We start from the raw sequence: 20,017 nt of genomic DNA, 5'->3' as shown, positions 1-20,017 counted from the left end.
TTTGTCATATTTTCATCATACTAAATATTATACTCACATATTCTTAAAGTTCCTTTTTCTAGAACACAATAAGTGTAATAATTAATCCAATCTCCCGTATTTACATAATGGGAGGTATCAGACAGTTGATGAATCATTGGTAAATGACGATGACCAAACACAAAATAATCAAAATATTTGGTTTTCAGCACTTTATTGCAATAAAGTATCAAGTGTTCTTTATCTTCTCCTAAAAAATGAACATCTTCTTCACCAGAAATTGTTTTATTTTCTATGGAAAGATATTTTGCTAAGGTTATTCCCAAATCTGGATGAAGCCATTTGAAAAGCCAATTACATATAGGATTCACGAATATTTTTTTCATGAATTTATAACCTTTGTCCCCAGGCCCTAAACCGTCACCATGGCCAATTAGAAAAGTTTTTCCTTGTAAAGTAAATTCGGTAGGTTCTCTGTATACGGGAATATTAAGTTCTTTCTTAAAATAGTCTGTCATCCACAAGTCATGGTTTCCTACAAAGAAATGAATGGGAATCCCTGAGTCTTTTAATTCAGCCAATTTTCCTAAAACCCTCACAAATCCTTTAGGAACAACCTGTTTGTACTCAAACCAAAAATCAAATAAATCTCCTAACAAGAAAATAGCTTCTGCATCTTTTTTAATCTCATCAAGCCACTGAACAAAAAGGATTTCTCTTTGCAAGCTACTTTTAGGATTTGGAGCTCCGAAGTGCTGATCTGATGCAAAATATATTTTTTTGGAATTCATTACTACTCGTTGTTGTTTTGTAATGATATGACTTTTTTGATATAGGGATCTCTCAATTGAATTAATTGATAATATACCTCATCAGAAGTAAGGGTCGCAGCAAAGTTTTCTTTTAAAAGCGCTATTGCCGTTTCTCTATTTTTAAACTGATAAGGAGCTATATAGTTATCAAACTCCTTAAGAATTTTGGTATCAATCTTAAAATTTTCTATAAAATTATCGTCATTGTAGCTTTTTAACTTTGCTCTATTTTTGTCTATGTAACTATACACAAAGTTGTTAATCAAATTTAATTCGTAATAATTGGCTCCGTTTAGTGTATCTAATGGTATAAATACATCTGGTGTTATACCACCTCCTCCGTAAACTACTTTCCCTTTGGGAGTAGTGTATTTTAAAGAGTCTATTACTTTAATGCTGTCTTTGTAAAACAGTTCTCCATTCTTAAACCTACTAGAAACCTCGTCATTATAATCATTGTCTTCTGTATAAGGTTTTTGGATAGAACGTCCAGTAGGAGTGTAGTATCTAGCAATCGTTAAACGCATGGCAGATCCATCACTAAAATCTATTTCTTGTTGAACCAAACCTTTTCCAAAAGTTCTCCTCCCTATAATGGTACCTCTATCATTATCTTGTAAAGCTCCAGAAACTATTTCGCTTGCAGAAGCTGAATTTTCATCAACTAAAACGTACACTTTCCCTTTTTCGAAAGAGCCTTTGCTCGTGGCTACAGAGTTTTTTTGTCTTCCTTTTTTATTTTTTGTGTAAACAATTAGTTTTCCATCAGATAAAAACTCGTCCGCCATTTGGTCTGCAATATGCATGTATCCTCCTGGGTTTCCTCTAAGGTCTAAAACCAAATTTTTTGTTCCCTTTTGCTGTAGATTGGTCAATGCATCTTTAAATTCGTCATAGGTGGTCATGGCAAATCTATCTACTTTAATATATCCCAAATCTTGATTTAGCATAAACGAAACTGGAACACTCTTAATGGCTACTTTACCTCTGGTAATTTTAAAATTGATTACCTTTTCGCTGCTGGGTCTGTAGACTTTCACATCAACTTGCGTATCTTCTATGCCTTTTAGAGTATTTACAACATCGTCAGAATTAATTTCTTTTCCGTGAATAACAACACTATCTGCTTTTAAAATTCTGTCTCCAGCAATTAATCCAGCTTTTTTACTCGGTCCATCAGCTATTACTTTTACTACTACAACGGTATCTTTTTTAATTACAAATTGCACTCCAATTCCTACAAAATTACCATTCATAGTTTCTTGTGCGTATTGCTGTGCTTCTTTAGGTAAATAACTAGAATGGGGATCTAGTTTATTGAGTAAATTACTAATAATTTCTTCGGTAATTTCATCAGTATTAACATCATCTACATATTGATTTTCTATGTATTTTAATACAGTACCTAATTTGCTTACTTTATTGATTCCCGTGGCACTGTAAACCCTACCAACGTTTTTTATGTTAAAAAAACTACCCAGTATAATTCCAAACGCTATAGAAAGTCCAATAAAAATTGGAATGTTGTTAGTTTGTTTCATCAATTTCTAATTTCAATAGTTCAACACCTGCTTTTCTCAAAAATTCTATCCCTGTGGTATCTTTATACTCTTTTGCATAAACCACTCTTTTAATTCCTGACTGATGAATGAGTTTGCTGCAATCTTTACACGGTGATAATGTAATGTATAGAGTTGCATTTTTTGTAGATTGGGTAGAGGCAGCTACTTTTAAAATGGCATTGGCCTCTGCGTGCAAAACCATCCATTTGGTTTCGTTTTCTTCGTTCTCACAACAATTATCAAAACCAGAAGGTGTTCCATTGTATCCGTCAGAAATAATCATTCTATCCTTAACAATAAGTGCTCCTACTTTTTTTCTATGACAATGAGATAATTTAGCCCACTCAAAAGCCATTCTTAAATAAGCCCTATCATATTTTATTTGTTTTTCTTGCATCATAAACTCCGCTTCAATACTTTTTTATCGAAATATCTAACAAAAATAATATCTTATTACCAGTTCTTACCAAAAATATAGATATAAATAGATAATATTGTAGGTGTTTAACAGCGAAATACCGTCATATGAAATATTTATCTCTAATTGCTATGGCTCTTATCAGTACAGCATCTTGTAAGCATAGCAAAGAAAATAAGACTCCAAAAATAGTAAATACCTCGACCCAATTAGAACAAGTTAAAAAAGCTAACACGAGTAATATGATTTTTTTTGACGGAGGCAAAATTACTATAGGTGCAAACGATAGAACTCCTTTAGAAGCTCCTGCTTTTGAAGTAGAAGTAGCTTCTTTTTATTTAGACAAGTACTTGGTTACGGTGGCCGATTTTAGAAAATTTGTAGAAGCTACAAATTTTACGACTGAGGCAGAAAATTTTGGAGACTCTGGTGTTTTTAATTTGGAGACCTATAGTTGGGAATTGCGCAAAGGAACTACTTGGGAATATCCTTTTGGACCTGATGAACCCAAAGCAATAGATAATCATCCTGTTACTCATGTGAGTTGGAATGATGCCACTGCCTATGCTAAATGGATTGGAAAAAGACTGCCCACAGAAATAGAGTGGGAATACGCTGCCAAAAACGGAAAGAATAGTAAATATCCGTGGGGAGATAAACTTTTAAACAATAAAAAAATTATGGCAAATACTTGGGAAGGAAAAACAATTCAAGATAAAAACTCCACCGATGGATTTTTGTACACCTCTCCCATAGATACTTTTCCGCCTAGTAATAGTGGAATTTACGACATGGTTGGAAATGTTTGGCAATGGACTTCTACAATTTATAAGCCATACAATAAAACTTATTATCAAAATATAGATACCAATATAGTGGTAACAAGGGGTAGTTCTTTTATGTACGATCAGGCTCAAGAGATGAGCTATACCACTACTTTTAGAAATAAAAACACCAAAGAATCCTCTTTATTTAACACAGGATTCAGATGTGCTAAATAATATGTAAAAACCTACCGATATGAAAAAATTTATTTATTTACTCACTTTAGTTTTCGCTTTTAGCAGTATTTCTTGCAGTACTGTTAAAAAAGAAAATAAGAATGCCTATTTAGAATTTAGAAACCGTCAAAAAAGTTTTCAATCAAGCGACGGTGCTTTAAAATACATTGATGAGGGTAAGGGAGACAAAGTTATTCTGCTATTACACGGAGTACCAACCTCATCTTGGTTATATAGAAAAATGATTCCTTTACTAACCACTAAAGGATATAGAGTGATTGCTCCTGATATGCTAGGGTACGGAAGTAGTGATAACCCTAAAGGATACGAAATATACAATGAAGCCAATCATGCAAAGAGAATTTTGGCTTTGATGAATCATTTGAACATACAACATTGGCACCACGTAATGCACGATGCAGGTGGGTTGTGGACTTGGGAGCTAATAAAACAAGCTCCTGATAAGATTACAAAACTGAGTGTTTTAAATACCATTATTTACAAAGAAGGATTTAATCCTCCTATTAGGATGGAAAAGGGAATCATTGCTAAATCTGCCATGTGGCTTTACAATAACGGGTTTACTACCTCAAAAATGTTAAATATGTTGTTTAAAGAAGGGTTGACTAATCCAGATATGCTAAGTGAATCTGAGTTTTATGGTTATAAAAAACCATTGTTAGAAGACAAGACTAAAGGGATGTATTACTTTTTTACGCAAACTTGTAACACCTTTCCAGACTACAGGGTTGTGTTTGAAAAATTAACTATTCCTACACAATTTATCTGGGGAAAAAATGATAAAATGTTACAAATAGACCCTCAATTAAGCCTCATTAAAAAAGGTTTTGACGTTGATGATAGTCAAATTTATTTACTTGATGCCAAACATTTTATTCAAGAAGAAAAGCCTAATGAGATTGTTGAAAAAATAGTAAATTTATAAAGCATTAATTCACCCCTTGTACGGTGTTTTATAGATCTTAAAATCAATCATCTTTTGAAAAAAAAATACTTTCTTTTACTCTGTGTTATCATTGCATTTTCTTGTCAAAGTAAAAAAGAAGAAACGTATGTAAAAGTAGATCCTATGTCTATTTTTACCAATACGGATAGTATTCCCAATCAACATTACGTAGGAAGTCAAAAGTGTAAAGAATGTCACCCTAATCAGTTTAAAGACTGGGAAGGTTCTCATCATGACAAATCTATGCAGAAAGCCAATAGGCAAAGTATACTAGCACCTTTTAAAGGTGAAACTTTTAAGAGCCAAGGTGTGACTTCTACTTTCTTTCAAAAAGATGGAAAATTTTATGCCAATACTGAGGGCAGAGATGGTAAGAATCATGATTTTGAAATTATTTATACTTTTGGAGTTACCCCATTACAACAATATATTGTGTTGTTTCCCAACGGACATTACCAATGTTTAAGAACTGCTTACGATACGGTAAAAAATAAGTGGTTTGACTTGTATCCAGATTTTAAAGTAGTACACAGCGAATGGTTACATTGGAGTAGAGGAGGATTGAATTGGAATACCATGTGTTCTGATTGTCATAGTACCAACATTAAGAAAAATTACAACGAAAAAGACCACAGCTATAATACCAATTATGCTATTATCAATGTAAGTTGTGAGGCTTGTCACGGTCCAGGTAAAGAACATGTTTCTAACGCACTAAAACTAGGGGATAGGTATGTAAATGATGATACTATGCAAATGGTTGATTTGAATTCTAAAGAATTGGTTGATGCCTGCGCACGTTGCCATGCGCGTAGAGAAAATATAAGCTTGTTCCACACTCCTCAAGGTACTTTTTTAGATCATTATTTTCCACAACTTATCAAAGAGGGAATGTATCATCCTGATGGACAAATTTTGGATGAAGACTACGTTTACGGATCTTTTATACAAAGTAAAATGTATCACAATGGTGTAAGTTGCAAAGACTGCCACAATGTGCACTCCACAAAAAGAAAGTTTGAAGGGAATAAATTGTGCTTACAATGTCACGATGCACAAAAATTTGATACTAATGAGCATCACAAACATCCTATGAATACCGAAAGTTCTTTGTGTATTAATTGTCATATGACGGGTAAATATTACATGGGAAACGATTTTAGACGAGACCATAGTTTTAGAATTCCTAGACCCGATTTAAGCTTAAAATACAACAGTCCTAATGCTTGTACAGGTTGCCACAAAGATAAAGACGACCAATGGGCATATGACAATTTTGTAGAACTATATGGAGAACCTATAAAAAATCATTTTTCTGATAAATTGGCTCCCGGAATTACTAGAGCAGAAGGAGGTTACGATAGTTTGATGGCTTTGGCTAAGGATACGAATTACCCAAATATAGCGAGAGCTTCGGCAGTATCTAACTTAAATTATTACTATGCAGAAATTGATATCAATGAAGTTTTAAAATTTTTAAAAGACGATTCTCCACTAGTTAAAGGTGCTACTGCAGATTTGCTATTCGAGTTAAAATCAGGAAACGATTACTATAAAAACTTGCTCCCATTATTAAAGGATAAAAAACGAGCTGTAAGAGTAAAAGCTTTTTCTGCACTGAGTGCCGTTCCTTTCTCAAAAATTCCAGAAGATTATAAACCTTTCTATAACAAAGTTAAAGTTGAATTTGCCAATGTTTTAAAAGTAGGAGGAGAGTTTTCTGGTGGAAAGATGAAAAGAGCTCAATATTATATGGGGATTGGTAAGATTAGTAACGCAATTAATACGCTAGAAGATGCCTTAAAATTAGATCCTATCAACAATATCGTTCGTACTACGCTCGCTAACTTATATTATCAAAATAAACAATATAAAGAAGCGGAGCAGGCTTATAAAACTATTTTAGAACAAGAACCTGGTTTTGGTATTACCAACTTTGATTATGGACTTCTTTTAAATGAACTAGGGAGAACTGAAGAGGCGATTAAACAGCTAGAAACTGGTTATCAATTAATGCCTGAAAACGATAGAATTGTTTACAATTTAGCGCTGCTTTATTTTAAAAATAAGCAAAATACTCAAGCCACTTCTATTCTAAAAAAACAACTGAAAACGAGTGCTAAGAATACAGACTTAATTTATTTGTTAGCTTATATCCATTATCAAAATAAGCAAAATAAGCTGGCTAAAGCGTATGCTAGTGAATTACTAAAATTGGCTCCTAATAACGAACAGTATCTTCAATTTTATAATGCGTTACAATAGTTTTTGTAATTAGATAAAAGGGGTGGCTTAAAAAAGAGTAAGTTTTTTACATCATTGGTAAAACAGTAGTGATGTGATTCCGTGTCAAGCACAGAATGACGGAATAACTACATAAATTAGCAGACTAATTAATATAGTTTATAGCTTCGGTTCTTATTTAATGTGACAGTATCCAATATTTTGTGTAAACAAAAATTCTACGGGGTTTAACTTTTTTAAAGTTGAACCCTTTTTTCAAATATAGTTAAGAACTGGTTAAGAATTAGTCCCCAATTGTGAATTGGCTGAGTCCATTTCTTAGTAATTTGCATCAAAGATAAATAAACTGATTTTTTCAAGGCATCGTCTGTTGGGAAGCTCATTTTGTTTTTAGTGTATTTTCTAATTTTGCCATTAAGATTTTCAATTAGATTGGTGGTGTAAATTATTTTTCTGATTTCTAAAGGGAAATCAAAGAACACGGTAAGTTCCTCCCAATTGTTACGCCAAGATTGTACTGCATAAGGATATTTATCATTCCATTTTTCAGCAAACTGGTCTAATTCGGCTTTAGCCATTTCTTTATTAGGAGCATTGTAAATATGCTTCATGTCTCCTGTAAAAGCTTTTTTGTCTTTCCAAACCACATAACGTGCACTGTTACGAATTTGATGAACCACACAGATTTGAGTATCTGCTGTTGGAAACACATTTTTAATGGATTGTGTGAATCCGTTGAGATTATCGGTAACAGTTACCAAAATATCTTCAACCCCTCTAGCTTTTAAATCAGTAAGTACTCCTTGCCAAAAAGCGGCAGATTCATTCATTCCTAACCACATTCCTAATAGTTCTTTGTGGCCTTCTCTGTTGAGCCCTACGGCTAAGTAAATAGTTTTGTTAACAACCTTTCCTCCTTGACGAACTTTAAATACAATTCCATCCATCCAAACTACGCAATAAACAGACTCTAAAGGCTTGTTTTGCCATTCTAATACTTCTTGATTGATTCTGTCTGTGATGATAGATATAGATGATGTGGAGAGCTTATAGCCATAAATTTGATAAAGTTCATCTTCAATATCAGAAACACTCATACCTTTTGCATAAAGCGAGATTACGATATTTTCTATAGACAGTGAAGTGCTTTTGTGTTTAGGAACCACAACAGGTTCAAAATCACTATTGCGATCACGTGGAACTTTAATCTCGCTTTGACCGAAGCGGTTCTTTACTTTTTTTGTAGTGCTACCATTGCGAGCATTAGTGTTGCTGCGTTTACCATTTTTGGGATAGCCCAAATGAGCATCCATCTCTCCTTGAAGCATAGCTTCTAAAGCGGCACTGTGTAATTCATTCAATAAATTACTTAAATCGTCTTCTGTTTTTAGGCCTTTTAATAGACCACTTTGTAAAAATTGATTTTTTAAATCATCCATAATAAAACTGTGTGTTATAAAATTAATCAAAAAATTAGGCGGGGTTTTAAAACCCCGCCTAATTTCTGTTTACACAGTTTTTTGGACACTACCTTTAATGTTTGCCTTTTGTTATTACAAACTAAAAAAGATGTATACAATGGTCATGCGATTCCGTGCCAAGCACGGAATAACGGAATAACTTTAATAATTATATAAATGATCAAACCAATAACTAGAGTTCTGCGTTGGTTCTAACTCTTCTTTTTCTTATGCTATATCTTCTTATTATTACTCTAGAACCTTTATTATAATTAAAGTAGTTGTATATCCAGTTAACTAAAATAACCAGTCTATTTTTAAATCCTACCAAAGATACTAAGTGTACCAACATCCAAATTAACCAAGCTATAACCCCACCAAACTTAAAATTCTTTAAATCTACAACCGCTTTATTTCTACCAATAGTTGCCATAGATCCTTTATCATTATAAATAAAAGGCTCTAAATTGGTATCTCCTTCTAAAATTCTTTTAAAGTTATCTGCAAAATGGTTTGCCTGTTGAATAGCAGGTTGTGCAACTTGTGGGTGACCGTTAGGATATTCCTTCGTTTGCATCATGGCTATATCTCCCAATGCAAATACTTCTTGAAAACCTTTAACTCTATTAAATTCGTTTACGTAATATCTTTTAGATCTTTGGTCCACTGCATCGTCTGGAAAACCTTTAATGTTGTTACCAATCACCCCTGCAGACCATATTAATGTACGAGTAGAAAATTCTTTACCATCTTTAGTTCTCACCAACTTTCCATCGTATTCCGTTACAATGGTATTGGTATGTATCTGTACATCTAAATCTTCTAAAAAAGCTCTAGATTTTTTTGAAGCAATTTCACTCATAGGTGGTAAAACCCTGTCAGCTCCTTCTAAAAGGTGAATTTGCATGAGTTCTGGATCCAAATCAGGAAAATCTAACGGCAATACACTCTTTTTAAATTCTGCAATAGCTCCTGCCAATTCTACTCCAGTGGGTCCGGCACCTACAATTACAAAGTTTAATAGAAATTTTTTCATTTCTATATTCTCTTCTACCGTAGATCTTTCAAAGTTCTGAAGAATTAAACTTCTTATATTCAATGCCTGTGGAATGGTTTTCATAGGCATTGCGTGTTTTTTAATTTCTTTATTACCAAAGAAATTGGTCTTGGTTCCGGTGTTGATAACCAAGTAATCATAATCCAGTTCACCAATATCAGAAATTATCTTTTTATTTTCCGTGTCTACCTCTTTAACGTCTGCCAATCTAAAATAAAAGTTTTTATTTTTTTTGATAAACATTCTTAAAGGGTAGGCAATAGAATCTGGATCGATACCACTTGTAGAAACTTGATAGAGTAGGGGTTGAAAGGCATGATAGTTATGCTTATTAATCATGACTAACTGAATAGGTAAATTTCTTAATTTTTTAACCAAATTTAATCCTGCAAATCCTCCTCCAATGACAACAACTCTAGGGAGATTTCCTTTAGGTATATTCATTACTTTTTACTTTAATGGTGTATCTATTATTTTTTAATTGCAAATAAAAAAACTGCATTGAATATTCAATACAGCTTTTGTTTGTTATATGCCTGTTTATTAGCAGCAAGCTATTTTATCAACTCTATTTTGGTGACGTCCTCCCTCAAACTCCGTATCTAAATAAGTCTTTACAATTCCCAATGCTTGTTCTACAGAGGTAAAACGAGCTGGAATACACAATACATTTGCTTTATTGTGCTGCTTTACCAAAGTGGCTATTTCGCTTGTCCAACATAAACCTGCTCTAACATTTTGATATTTATTAGCCGTCATCGCTACTCCGTTTGCACTTCCACAAATTAAAATTCCAAAATCAACTTCATTAGTATCTACTGCTTTGGCTACTTTGTGTGCATGATCTGGGTAATCAACACTATCAAAAGTATCTGTACCATAGTTTACTACTTCAATACCTCTTTCTTTAAGTAGTTTAACTACTGCTAATTTATAATCTGGTCCAGCATGATCGTTTCCGATGGCTATTTTCATGTTGTTTGTTTTATATTTTGTACAAAAATACAAAAAGCTAAGGAGTTAACTAATTTTAAGTAGTTAACATAGCTGTTAACAATCCTCTTTATAAATAACGATAATTGATTGTTACTCTAAAGCTATTAGTAAAACGACTTATGTTATGTTTATGATTGAAAATTTACAACCTCGTAAAACTAAAATTGAAACCTAAACACTTAATAAAATTAACATGATTGACTTTGAAACTAAAACGCTCTTAATATCTTTTTTTTCTTCTACAGAAGATTTGATCAACAAAAAAATAATTAGAAGTTCTAAATATACAGCAGATATTGCCGAATATCTGTATTAAAAGATATAGTTAAAACAACGTCGTACTAATATCAATTCAAAACCTTTTCTATATATAAAAATTCAAACTCTTTAAAATCAGTTATTTAAGTTTTTATACATTTAAAATATCATTAGTATTCTGTATATTTTATTAAATAATTCACAATAAAAATGGTTATCAACAATAAAAATAACAACTATTTACAAAAACCTTTAAAATCAAGTAATTACAAAAAGAGGGTAAATGTTGATAAACTGTGGTTAAAAAAAGCTAACTAAATTTTGAAATTCAGCATAAAAAAACAATACGCTACATACCCAATACAAAGCAATTTTTTTTATTGTAAAGTTTCTAAAGGTTGTTAACAATTAATTCACTATTTATTAAGATAGAAAGCCATTATATCTTTTAACGCATTTACGTAATTTCAAATTATCAACCTATGTGAATAAGTATCACTAAACATTTATTTACAAGTAATTTAGAAGTCTCATAACTTGTTAATAAACTTATAATTTAGTCTATTCAAAATAATTTAAAATATAATTATTGTACAAATCAACAGCTAATAATAGTACATCATAGGTTTTTAAATTTTAAAAAAGAAAATATGAGATATTATATAGATGTTGATAAGCTTTGAAAAATTTGATTTTGTTTTCTTTAATAGGTATTAAATATTTTCTTTGCAAAAAACTATATTATATGAAGCAAAGAATACAATTTTTAAATGTGTTACTATTTACTAGTCTGATGAGTTTTGCGCAGTGGACTCAAGTAGGATCTGATATTGATGGAGAAGCTGCTAATGGCAATTCAGGTTTTTCTGTAAGTTCGAGTGCTGATGGAACTACAATTGCTGTTGGAGCTCCTTTTAGTAATGGAAATGGTACTTTTTCTGGTCATGTAAGAATTTATAAATATGATGCAAACAGCTGGACTCAGCTAGGATCTGATATTGATGGAGAAGCTGCTAATGACTATTCAGGTTTTTCTGTAAGTTTGAGTGAAGATGGAACCACAGTTGCCATTGGAGCTCCTCTTAATAGTGGAAATGGTTTTTTTTCTGGTCATGTAAGAATTTATAATTTTGATGGAAACAATTGGACTCAGTTGGGGTCAGATATTGATGGAGAAGCTGGTGATGACGAGTCAGGTACTTCTGTAAGTTTGAGTGCTGATGGAACAAAAGTTGCTATTGGAGCTATAAGGAATGATGGAAATGGTTTAAATTCTGGTCATGTGAGAGTTTACGAATATAATGGTATTACAAGTGATTGGACTCAGTTAGGATTAGATATTGATGGAGAAGCTAGTGGTGACGAGTCAGGTACTTCTGTAAGTTTGAGTGCTGATGGAACAAAAGTTGCTATTGGAGCTCTTTTTAATGATGGAAGTGATAGTAATTCTGGCCATGTGAGAGTTTATAGATATGACGAAAGTAATTGGACTCAGTTAGGATCAGATATTGATGGAGAAGCTGCTGCTGACCGGTCGGGTTCTTCTGTAAGTTTGAGTGCTGATGGAACTACAGTTGCCGTTGGAGCCTCTTATAATGATGAAAATAGTTCCTTTTCTGGCTATGTAAGAGTTTATAGGTATAATGAAAGTAATTGGACTCAGCTAGGATCTGATATTGATGGGGAAGCTGCTAATGACAATTCAGGTTATTCTGTAAGTCTGAGCGCTGATGGAACAAGAGTTGCTATTGGAGCTCCTTCCAATAATGGAAATGGTTCTTTTTCTGGCCACGTAAGAATTTATAATTTTAATGGAAGCAGTTGGACTCAGTTAGGAGCAGACATAGATGGAGAAGCTGCTGGCGATGAGTCAGGTACTTCTGTGAGTTTGAGTGCTGATGGAACTTTAGCTGCTATTGGAGCTCGTTTTAATAGAGGAAATGGTTCTTCTTCTGGCCATGTAAGGGTATACAAATATACAGAAACAACAACCCTTTCTAGTTCTCATAAAAAAATAGAAGGATTGGTTTATAAGGTATTAAATGGTCGTTTGGTAACCAATCAATCAGATGTTACTATCAGTGTTACCGATGTTTTAGGAACTCAGATTGATAATCAAAATTTAAAGGGAATTTATATTGCAACTTTTACGGATAGTAAAGGAAAAACACAAATAAATAAATTGTTAATTCAATAGATAAAAATATAACTACTAAAGTTTATAACACCCCAGTAATTAAATTGCTAGGGTGTTTTTTGTTTGTATAATCTAGCGTAAATATATGTACCTTTATCATGAATAAAACAAAAAAATATGCCAAGAGGTAAAAAGAAAGGTATTTTTAAAAAAAAGGGGAACGTCATTAAAGACTTAACTCGCAAAGTATTTAAAGTACTGAATGAACATAGTGGAAAACCCTTAAACTACAAACAAATTGCAGCCGCTTTAGGTTTAGAAGATCATGCAAGTAAACAGCAATTACTACTAAAATTAGAGGAGTTAAAAGCTCAGAAAAAAGTGAAAGAAGAAGATAGAGGTAAGTATGTTTTAGATGCTTCTAAAAATTATCATATCGGAACTTTAGACGTTACAAGCACAGGAAATGCTTATTTTATTTGTGATGATTTTGAGACTGATACTTTTATCAATAAAAATAGCATTGGAGGTGGATTAAATGGAGATACCGTTAAGGCCTATGTTTATAAAAGAAAACAACGAAATAAATTAGAAGGAGAAGTTGTAGAAATTATAGAGCGTAAAAAAACAGATTTTGTAGGTACGCTACAATTAAGTGCACGTTTTGGTTTTGTGGTGGCTGATGATAGAGGAATGCACAACGATATTTTTATTCCAAAAGATAAAATAGGGGAGGCTTTAGACGGAGATAAGGTAGTGGCAAGTATTACAGATTGGCCATCTGATTCTAAAAATCCTTATGGAATTATCACCAGAGTTTTAGGAAAAGCAGGAGAACATAACACAGAGATTCATGCTATTTTAGCAGATTATGACTTGCCTTACGAATTTCCTACCGAGGTAGAAGATGCCGCTAAAGAATTAGATGTAACCATTACTGATGATGAAATAGCCAAACGTAGAGATATGCGTAATGTGTTAACATTTACCATTGATCCTAAAGATGCTAAAGATTTTGATGATGCTTTATCTTTTCAAAAACTAGACAATGGAAATTATGAAGTAGGAATCCATATTGCTGATGTTTCTCATTATGTAGAAGAGGGTTCTATTTTGGATGATGAAGCTTATAGCCGAGCTACGTCAGTTTATTTGGTAGATAGGGTAGTACCTATGTTGCCAGAAATGTTGTCTAACGGAGTATGTTCTTTAAGGCCGGAAGAAGAAAAGTTAACTTTTTCTGCTGTATTCGAGCTAAATGATAAAGCAGAAATTAAAAAAGAATGGTATGGTAGAACGGTAACTTATTCTGATAAACGTTTTGCTTATGAAGAAGCTCAGGTAGTCATAGAATCTGCCTTTTCTAGTGATGAAAATCTACAGTCAACAGCTAATAATGAAAAACCGATAATCATTCCCGCAGAAATTTCTATTACAGGAGAAGCTTACGAAGTAGCTGCAGACATTACCGCTGCTATTTTAAAAATGGATGAGTTGGCAAAAATCATGCGTGGCAAAAGAATGAAATCTGGTGCGTTGGCTTTTGATAAAATAGAAACTAAATTTAATTTAGATACGGAGGCTAATCCGATAGGAGTCTTTTTTAAAGAATCTAAAGATGCTAATAAATTGATTGAAGAATTTATGTTATTAGCTAACAGAAAAGTGGCAGAATTTGTAGGAAAAACAAAATCGGGTCAACCTAAAAAAACTTTTATTTATCGAGTTCATGATGAACCCAATACAGACAAATTAGAGGCATTAAACAATTTGGTTCAAAAATTTGGATATGGCATAGACACCAAATCGAGAATGTCTACTTCTAAATCACTAAATAAGCTACTAAGTGATGTTCATGGAAAGGCAGAATCTAACATGGTAGAAACATTAACCATAAGATCTATGAGTAAAGCGGAATATACTACAGAAAATATAGGTCACTACGGTTTGGCTTTTGATTATTATAGCCATTTTACTTCTCCAATTCGTAGGTATCCTGATGTCATGGCACATAGATTGTTACAGCATTATTTAGACAAAGGTAAATCCGTTTCTGCTGAAGATTACGAAGAAAAATGCGGGCATTCATCTGAAATGGAAATGTTAGCTTCTAAAGCTGAAAGAGATTCCATTAAATACATGCAGATTAAGTATATGCAGAATTTTGAAGGGCAAGCCTTTAAAGGGGTAATCACTGGAGTAACAGAGTGGGGAATTTATGTTGAGGTTTTAGAAAATAAATGTGAGGGAATGGTGAGAACCAGAGATATTGCGAGTGATCATTTTGTTTTTAATCAGGAAGAATACGCTTTAGTAGGACGCAAACATGGAGAAATGTATAGATTGGGTGATGAAGTTTGGATAAAAGTTAAACAGGCAGATTTAGAACGCAAGCATTTAGATTTTTACTTAATTGAGGAATAGTACTTTTATTTTTAGAAAGTTATTTCAAATGAATTTTAATAAAAAACCGTATTGAGAAATTTCGTGTAATTTTAGTCAAATTATTGTTAAATACATTCCTTAAGCTACGGTACATCAAAACTAATAATATTAGAGATTATGAAAAGAATTTTTTTAGCGTTGCTATTCATCACTCAAATAAATTTTGCACAAGATTTAGTTAGAAATTTAAAACCATTTAAAGCTATTTCTATTACCAGCGCTATGGAGGTAGAGTTAATTTTAGCTAATGGTTTTAAGTTGGAGGTTACAGGTAAAGACGTTGATAAATTATCAGTAAACAACAAAGGAAAAGAATTAAAACTATCTACTTCTTTAGGTAAAAAGTTTAAAAGCGATTTAAAAGTTAAAATTTACTATTCAGAGGGTTTAAGAAATATCAAATTAGCTAATAATGTAATTTTTACTTCTAAAGAACCTATCATCGAAAAATTTTTAGAATTTGAAGCTATTAACAACGTTAAAGCAGATTTAACAGTTCAAACTAAATATTTGGTAGCAAGGCTAGATTTAGGTAGTAATTTGCTTTTAAAAGGCTTTGCTGACGATCAGAAAGTGAAAGTGAATACCAAAAGTATGTACGATGCTTTCAATTTAAAAAGTAAAAAAGCTACGGTAGAAGTAAAAGCAGGAAATGCAGGTATTTATGTATCAGAATTTTTAGATGCCAACGCAAAATTAAAAGGAGAAATTGTATACATGGGAGATCCGTTTTCTGTTAACGAAAAAACATTTTTAGGAAAAGTAATACACAAAAAAAAGTAAGTATTTCTTAAGATGTAAATTACTATATTTGTAGCTTCAAAAAGATAAATGATAATGAATACTTTAAATATAACTTTAGGATTTGTAGGACCAGGACAATGGGTAATCATTGCTGTTATTGTTTTATTGTTGTTTGGAGGTCGTAAAATACCTGAGTTAATGAAAGGTCTTGGCGGAGGAATCAAGGAATTTAAAAAAGCTTCTCAAGACGAAGAGGACGAAAAAAAAATAGAAGAGGATAAAAAGTAATCCTCAAAAAATATATATACACTTGCCTATTCTGAAAAGAGTAGGTTTTTTTTTACATAAAAATGAACCATATAGAAATTATAAAAAAATCTGTAATAGATTTAAAAGGATACTGGAGCGTAGCTTTATTATCATCCTTATTGGTAAGCTTATTACCGGTAACTATCCAATACCACAAAATATTGGGTTTGTTATTAATTTTAATTTTTTCTGGTCCCTTGAGGGCTGGAATATTTAAAATAGCCTTATTAATCGTCAATAAAAAAGATGTTCATATTACGCATGTTTTCGAAGGATTTAAATTTTTTAAAAATGCTATGGGGGTATTTTTACTTTCACTGGTATTTATTATTGGAGGGATGCTGTTATTTATCATTCCAGGAATCATAGCTATGATATGGCTATCACAATCATTTTTTATTTTAGTAGAAAATCCAGAATTAGAACCGTTAGAGGTATTTAAAATGAGTAAAAATTTGATGAGAGGAAACGAATTTAATTTTTTTGGTTTGTTTATTGTATTCACACTAATAACGGTATTATTAGCATTGAGCAAACTTGTTATGTTGGCTTTTTTAGTAGCTCCCATTCAATATGTAGCCTTTGCTAATTTTTATCAGCATTTAAAGAAGGTTAGTCATCCCACTTAAATAACTATATGATAAAATATTTGAAAGGAATTTTAATACTGTTTGTAAGCTCCATTAATGCACAAACATCTATTGGATTTATAGATAATTTTTCTGGAATTCAAAGCGTAATATACAATCCTTCAAATATTGTAGATACTTTTTACAAAACTGATATCAACCTATTTTCTGGCGATTTAAATGCTGGAAATGATGCCGTAGTATTCAATCCTTTTGAGATTTTGGGAGATGTTGATTTTAAAGAAAACAGATTTAAAAGCTTAGATGAATATATAAAAGAAGAGAATTTTTCTAAAAACTCCAGCTTTTATACAACCAATCAAGTTTTAGGACCTTCTGTTTTAATTAATTTAGATAAAAAAACAGCTATTTCTTTTACCTCTGCTATTAGAACCTATGCAAGTATTCTCAATATAGATGCTGATACTTTTGATAAAATTAGCAGTGATTTTTACGACAATAATCCACAAAGATTGCTAACCGATGATTTTAGCAGGGTAGGAGGTGGAGGTAATATTGTGTCTTGGGCAGAGATAGGTTTTACTTATGCAAAGGTTTTATTACATCAAAAAGATCATTTTTTTAAGTATGGTGTTAGTTTAAAATTTTTGAGAGGAATCAGAGCTTTTTCAGTTTCTCTGGACGATTTCAATTCTAATTTAACAACCGACTCGTCAAATCCCTTGAATAACGTGATAGATATTGATGGAGATGTAAATTTGTCTTATAGCAGCAAGGGAGCTAATTATGGTCAGTCTATTGATATTGGTCTTGTATACGAGAAAAGAAATAGAACTCTAGCTAGTCTTTCAAAAGATAAAAATGGAGTTTATTATAGCAAAGCACCTTATCAATATAAACTTTCTGTTGCCGTTACTGATATTGGTTTTTTATCATTTAACAATACAAGAAATCAAGTTAATAGATTCGATTTAAGAGTTCCTAGCGAAACTTTTAATCTGGAAGATCATCTAAACATATCAAATAAAAGAAGAGAAAAAACCAATTATATTTTACCTACTACAGCTCATATCAACTTCGATTATTATATCAAACCTCACTGGTATGTTAATTTAAATTTAGATTTATTTTTACTCTCAAATTCTAACTTAAAACAAATTAAATCTATCTCTACTGCAACCTTGTCGGCAAGATATGAATCTCAACATTTTTCGGCTTTCTTACCAATGAGTATCAATAGATTCGGTGTTTTTAAATCAGGAATAGGATTTAGAACAGGTTATTTCTTTTTGGGAAGTTCTTCTTTTTTTACGAATCTAACCAATCTATCAAAAGAAGCAGATGTGTTCTTAGGATTTAAAATTCCCATTTATCATAAGAAAGTAGTGAAAGAATACAAGGATAATTATAGATATCACGTAAGTAATTAGGAGTAGTAACTCGTATTTCAACCATGTAGTTTCAAATTACATAAAATGGGACTCAATATGAGTTAGACTTCAGAAAAATACTACTATTTACCGTTAAAAATTGCGTAAAAATATTATAAAGCTAGTTTTTTATTATTGCTCATAATTAAATTTGTTAATACAATTTCAATCATAAGTTATTCTATATAGCTATTCCAAAGTCTGACATCAACTCTATGGAACTCACATTAATTAGACTATTTGTTATTATTCAGTTTATCAGCAGCTACCAAACTTGTCACCATATCATTCAACATACTGCTAGCCGCATTGGGGTTGTTAGGCAGTAGTATTAAATTACTTTTACTTTCGCTACCGATGGATTGCAAAGTATCATAGTGTTGTGTAATCACAATTAAGGCAGAAGCCTCTTGACTATTGATTCCCGCTTTGTTTAAGGTTTCTACAGACTCTTCCAAACCTCTAGCTATCTCTCTTCTCTGGTCTGCAATTCCCTTACCCTGTAAACGCTTACTTTCTGCTTCTCCTTTGGCTTTTTCTACAATGGAAATACGTTGCGCATCTCCTTCAAATTGTGCGGCAATCTTTTCTCTTTCAGCAGCATTAATTCTATTCATGGCTTCTTTAACTTGTGCATCAGGATCTATGTCAGTAACCAACGCTTTTACAATGTCATATCCGTAACTTAACATAGCCTCTTTCAATTCTCTTTGTATAGCTAAGGCTATGTCATCCTTTTTTTCAAATACGTCGTCTAAACGCATTTTAGGAACTTCTGCTCTTACTACATCAAAAATATAGGCAGTTATTTGATCATGGGGATTTTGTAGCTTATAAAAAGCATCTTCAACTTTTTCTCTTAAAATTTGAAACTGAACAGAAATTTTCATTTGTACAAATACATCATCTTTCGTTTTAGTTTCCACTAATACGTCTAACTGTTGAATTTTTAAACTAACTCTACCCGCTATCTTATCAATAAAGGGAATTTTAAAATGTAACCCTGCCTGTCTAATTCCAATGAACTTTCCAAATCTTTCTATAATGGCTGTTGTTTGCTGTTTTACGGTAAATATGCCTAGAAAGATGATAATGGCAATTGGGACTAATAATAATGCGCTCATTTGTTTTTTCTTTAAATTTGAGAGAATAAGTTAACGAAAATCAACCGATATTAACTTTTCATATGTTATTTTTATTCACACAAATAAAAGATAGAATATGAAAAAATTTATAACTGTATTTTTAGGACTGATAGTGATATCAGTTGTCTTATTTTTTACTATTGGGTATTACTTAAATTTTAGTGAAGGATACCGCTCTGGTAGATTGGTGAAAATTTCTAACAAAGGAATATTTTTTAAAACTTGGGAAGGTGAAATTAGCCAAGGAGTGTCAGATGCTCAGATTTTTAGATTTTCTGTTTTAGATGAAGAGGAAGTAATTATAGATAAATTAAAAGACTTACAAGGTAAAGCGGTTAAGTTGACTTATAAAGAAAAATTTGTGACCATGCCTTGGTGGGGAGATACCAAGTATTTTGTGATTGATGCCGAAGAGGTGATGGATAGCAATATGAATTTTTACTAAAGGAAATATGATAGTATA

Annotated in this window: 17 protein-coding genes; 10 read left to right on the top strand and 7 right to left on the bottom strand. The window is 32.1% G+C overall.

What is annotated here, in order from left to right; genetic code table 11:
- Nucleotides 1–20: 20 nt before the first annotated feature.
- From ACXGQW_RS06430 to ACXGQW_RS06420, 3 genes are read right to left on the bottom strand one after another with little or no spacing between them, the layout of a single operon-like run.
- Nucleotides 21–770 carry a UDP-2,3-diacylglucosamine diphosphatase gene (locus tag ACXGQW_RS06430; protein ID WP_457821190.1) on the bottom strand — a complete coding sequence of 250 codons (750 nt, stop codon included), beginning with the start codon at nucleotides 768–770 and terminating at the stop codon, nucleotides 21–23.
- A gap of 2 nt (nucleotides 771–772) precedes the next feature.
- A complete protein-coding gene (locus ACXGQW_RS06425) occupies nucleotides 773–2,332 on the bottom strand; it encodes a S41 family peptidase (RefSeq protein ID WP_457821188.1) in 1,560 nt (519 codons plus the stop codon).
- A complete protein-coding gene (locus ACXGQW_RS06420; protein ID WP_457821186.1) occupies nucleotides 2,319–2,753 on the bottom strand; it encodes a deoxycytidylate deaminase in 435 nt (144 codons plus the stop codon). Before ACXGQW_RS06420 ends, ACXGQW_RS06425 begins: the two co-directional genes overlap by 14 nt.
- A 125-nt stretch (nucleotides 2,754–2,878) precedes the next feature.
- Here ACXGQW_RS06420 and ACXGQW_RS06415 point away from each other — a divergent pair, with 125 nt between their 5' ends.
- The 3 genes from ACXGQW_RS06415 to ACXGQW_RS06405 are packed head-to-tail and all read left to right on the top strand — an operon-like array spanning nucleotide 2,879 to nucleotide 7,004.
- Complete coding sequence (locus ACXGQW_RS06415; RefSeq protein WP_457821185.1) at nucleotides 2,879–3,772, top strand: formylglycine-generating enzyme family protein; 894 nt, start codon at nucleotides 2,879–2,881, stop codon at nucleotides 3,770–3,772.
- Between the two features lie 19 nt (nucleotides 3,773–3,791).
- On the top strand, nucleotides 3,792–4,718 hold the full coding sequence (locus ACXGQW_RS06410; RefSeq protein WP_457821183.1) for an alpha/beta fold hydrolase: 927 nt from the start codon (nucleotides 3,792–3,794) through the stop codon (nucleotides 4,716–4,718).
- Nucleotides 4,719–4,772: 54 nt separating this feature from the next.
- Nucleotides 4,773–7,004 (top strand): tetratricopeptide repeat protein, encoded by a 2,232-nt coding sequence (locus tag ACXGQW_RS06405; protein WP_457821181.1) that lies wholly within the window; start codon nucleotides 4,773–4,775, stop codon nucleotides 7,002–7,004.
- A 215-nt stretch (nucleotides 7,005–7,219) separates the two neighbouring features.
- Here ACXGQW_RS06405 and ACXGQW_RS06400 read toward each other — a convergent pair whose 3' ends face one another.
- From ACXGQW_RS06400 to rpiB, 3 genes are all read right to left on the bottom strand, one after another.
- Entirely contained in the window at nucleotides 7,220–8,422 is a 1,203-nt protein-coding gene (locus ACXGQW_RS06400; protein WP_457821179.1) for an IS256 family transposase, read from the bottom strand.
- A gap of 214 nt (nucleotides 8,423–8,636) precedes the next feature.
- The gene (locus tag ACXGQW_RS06395; protein ID WP_457821177.1) at nucleotides 8,637–9,944 is read right to left on the bottom strand and encodes an NAD(P)/FAD-dependent oxidoreductase; all 1,308 of its coding nucleotides are present in this window, start codon (nucleotides 9,942–9,944) and stop codon (nucleotides 8,637–8,639) included.
- 99 nt (nucleotides 9,945–10,043) lie between these two features.
- Complete coding sequence (gene rpiB / locus ACXGQW_RS06390) at nucleotides 10,044–10,475, bottom strand: ribose 5-phosphate isomerase B (protein WP_457821176.1); 432 nt, start codon at nucleotides 10,473–10,475, stop codon at nucleotides 10,044–10,046.
- Nucleotides 10,476–11,499: 1,024 nt separating this feature from the next.
- Between rpiB and ACXGQW_RS06385 the strand changes: the two genes are divergently transcribed.
- The 6 genes from ACXGQW_RS06385 (at nucleotide 11,500) to ACXGQW_RS06360 (ending at nucleotide 18,409) form a co-directional block, all read left to right on the top strand.
- Nucleotides 11,500–12,951: a WD40 repeat domain-containing protein gene (locus ACXGQW_RS06385; RefSeq protein ID WP_457821174.1), complete on the top strand. Its 1,452-nt coding sequence runs from the start codon at nucleotides 11,500–11,502 to the stop codon at nucleotides 12,949–12,951.
- A gap of 117 nt (nucleotides 12,952–13,068) precedes the next feature.
- Nucleotides 13,069–15,315, top strand: coding sequence for a ribonuclease R family protein (locus ACXGQW_RS06380; protein WP_457821172.1), 2,247 nt, complete (start codon nucleotides 13,069–13,071; stop codon nucleotides 15,313–15,315).
- Nucleotides 15,316–15,453: 138 nt separating this feature from the next.
- Nucleotides 15,454–16,119, top strand: a complete 666-nt coding sequence (locus ACXGQW_RS06375) for a GIN domain-containing protein (protein ID WP_457821171.1) — start codon at nucleotides 15,454–15,456, stop codon at nucleotides 16,117–16,119.
- A gap of 54 nt (nucleotides 16,120–16,173) precedes the next feature.
- A complete protein-coding gene (locus ACXGQW_RS06370; RefSeq protein ID WP_457821169.1) occupies nucleotides 16,174–16,368 on the top strand; it encodes a Sec-independent protein translocase subunit TatA/TatB in 195 nt (64 codons plus the stop codon).
- 62 nt (nucleotides 16,369–16,430) lie between these two features.
- Complete coding sequence (locus ACXGQW_RS06365; RefSeq protein WP_457821167.1) at nucleotides 16,431–17,018, top strand: DUF975 family protein; 588 nt, start codon at nucleotides 16,431–16,433, stop codon at nucleotides 17,016–17,018.
- Between the two features lie 8 nt (nucleotides 17,019–17,026).
- On the top strand, nucleotides 17,027–18,409 hold the full coding sequence (locus ACXGQW_RS06360; RefSeq protein ID WP_457821165.1) for a DUF5723 family protein: 1,383 nt from the start codon (nucleotides 17,027–17,029) through the stop codon (nucleotides 18,407–18,409).
- A 236-nt stretch (nucleotides 18,410–18,645) separates the two neighbouring features.
- Here ACXGQW_RS06360 and ACXGQW_RS06355 read toward each other — a convergent pair whose 3' ends face one another.
- The gene (locus ACXGQW_RS06355; protein WP_457821163.1) at nucleotides 18,646–19,533 is read right to left on the bottom strand and encodes an SPFH domain-containing protein; all 888 of its coding nucleotides are present in this window, start codon (nucleotides 19,531–19,533) and stop codon (nucleotides 18,646–18,648) included.
- A gap of 97 nt (nucleotides 19,534–19,630) precedes the next feature.
- Between ACXGQW_RS06355 and ACXGQW_RS06350 the strand changes: the two genes are divergently transcribed.
- Nucleotides 19,631–19,999 carry a 6-phosphogluconate dehydrogenase gene (locus ACXGQW_RS06350; RefSeq protein ID WP_457821161.1) on the top strand — a complete coding sequence of 123 codons (369 nt, stop codon included), beginning with the start codon at nucleotides 19,631–19,633 and terminating at the stop codon, nucleotides 19,997–19,999.
- Nucleotides 20,000–20,017: the final 18 nt, after the last annotated feature.

It is taken from the genome of Wenyingzhuangia sp. IMCC45533, from assembly GCF_054111225.1.
Note: the sequence above shows the minus strand (reverse complement) of the source record. Positions and strands in the feature narration are given on the sequence as shown.

Bases quoted from the DNA above. Each gene is read 5' to 3' on its own strand.
- ACXGQW_RS06365 (WP_457821167.1), top strand. From the start codon at position 16,431: ATGAACCATATAGAAATTATAAAAAAATCTGTAATAGATTTAAAAGGA.
- ACXGQW_RS06415 (WP_457821185.1), top strand. From the start codon at position 2,879: ATGAAATATTTATCTCTAATTGCTATGGCTCTTATCAGTACAGCATCT.
- ACXGQW_RS06385 (WP_457821174.1), top strand. From the start codon at position 11,500: ATGAAGCAAAGAATACAATTTTTAAATGTGTTACTATTTACTAGTCTG.
- ACXGQW_RS06400 (WP_457821179.1), bottom strand. From the start codon at position 8,422: ATGGATGATTTAAAAAATCAATTTTTACAAAGTGGTCTATTAAAAGGC.
- ACXGQW_RS06380 (WP_457821172.1), top strand. From the start codon at position 13,069: ATGCCAAGAGGTAAAAAGAAAGGTATTTTTAAAAAAAAGGGGAACGTC.
- ACXGQW_RS06420 (WP_457821186.1), bottom strand. From the start codon at position 2,753: ATGATGCAAGAAAAACAAATAAAATATGATAGGGCTTATTTAAGAATG.
- ACXGQW_RS06410 (WP_457821183.1), top strand. From the start codon at position 3,792: ATGAAAAAATTTATTTATTTACTCACTTTAGTTTTCGCTTTTAGCAGT.
- ACXGQW_RS06430 (WP_457821190.1), bottom strand. From the start codon at position 770: ATGAATTCCAAAAAAATATATTTTGCATCAGATCAGCACTTCGGAGCT.
- ACXGQW_RS06360 (WP_457821165.1), top strand. From the start codon at position 17,027: ATGATAAAATATTTGAAAGGAATTTTAATACTGTTTGTAAGCTCCATT.
- ACXGQW_RS06350 (WP_457821161.1), top strand. From the start codon at position 19,631: ATGAAAAAATTTATAACTGTATTTTTAGGACTGATAGTGATATCAGTT.
- ACXGQW_RS06395 (WP_457821177.1), bottom strand. From the start codon at position 9,944: ATGAATATACCTAAAGGAAATCTCCCTAGAGTTGTTGTCATTGGAGGA.
- ACXGQW_RS06370 (WP_457821169.1), top strand. From the start codon at position 16,174: ATGAATACTTTAAATATAACTTTAGGATTTGTAGGACCAGGACAATGG.
- ACXGQW_RS06355 (WP_457821163.1), bottom strand. From the start codon at position 19,533: ATGAGCGCATTATTATTAGTCCCAATTGCCATTATCATCTTTCTAGGC.
- ACXGQW_RS06425 (WP_457821188.1), bottom strand. From the start codon at position 2,332: ATGAAACAAACTAACAACATTCCAATTTTTATTGGACTTTCTATAGCG.
- ACXGQW_RS06375 (WP_457821171.1), top strand. From the start codon at position 15,454: ATGAAAAGAATTTTTTTAGCGTTGCTATTCATCACTCAAATAAATTTT.
- rpiB (WP_457821176.1), bottom strand. From the start codon at position 10,475: ATGAAAATAGCCATCGGAAACGATCATGCTGGACCAGATTATAAATTA.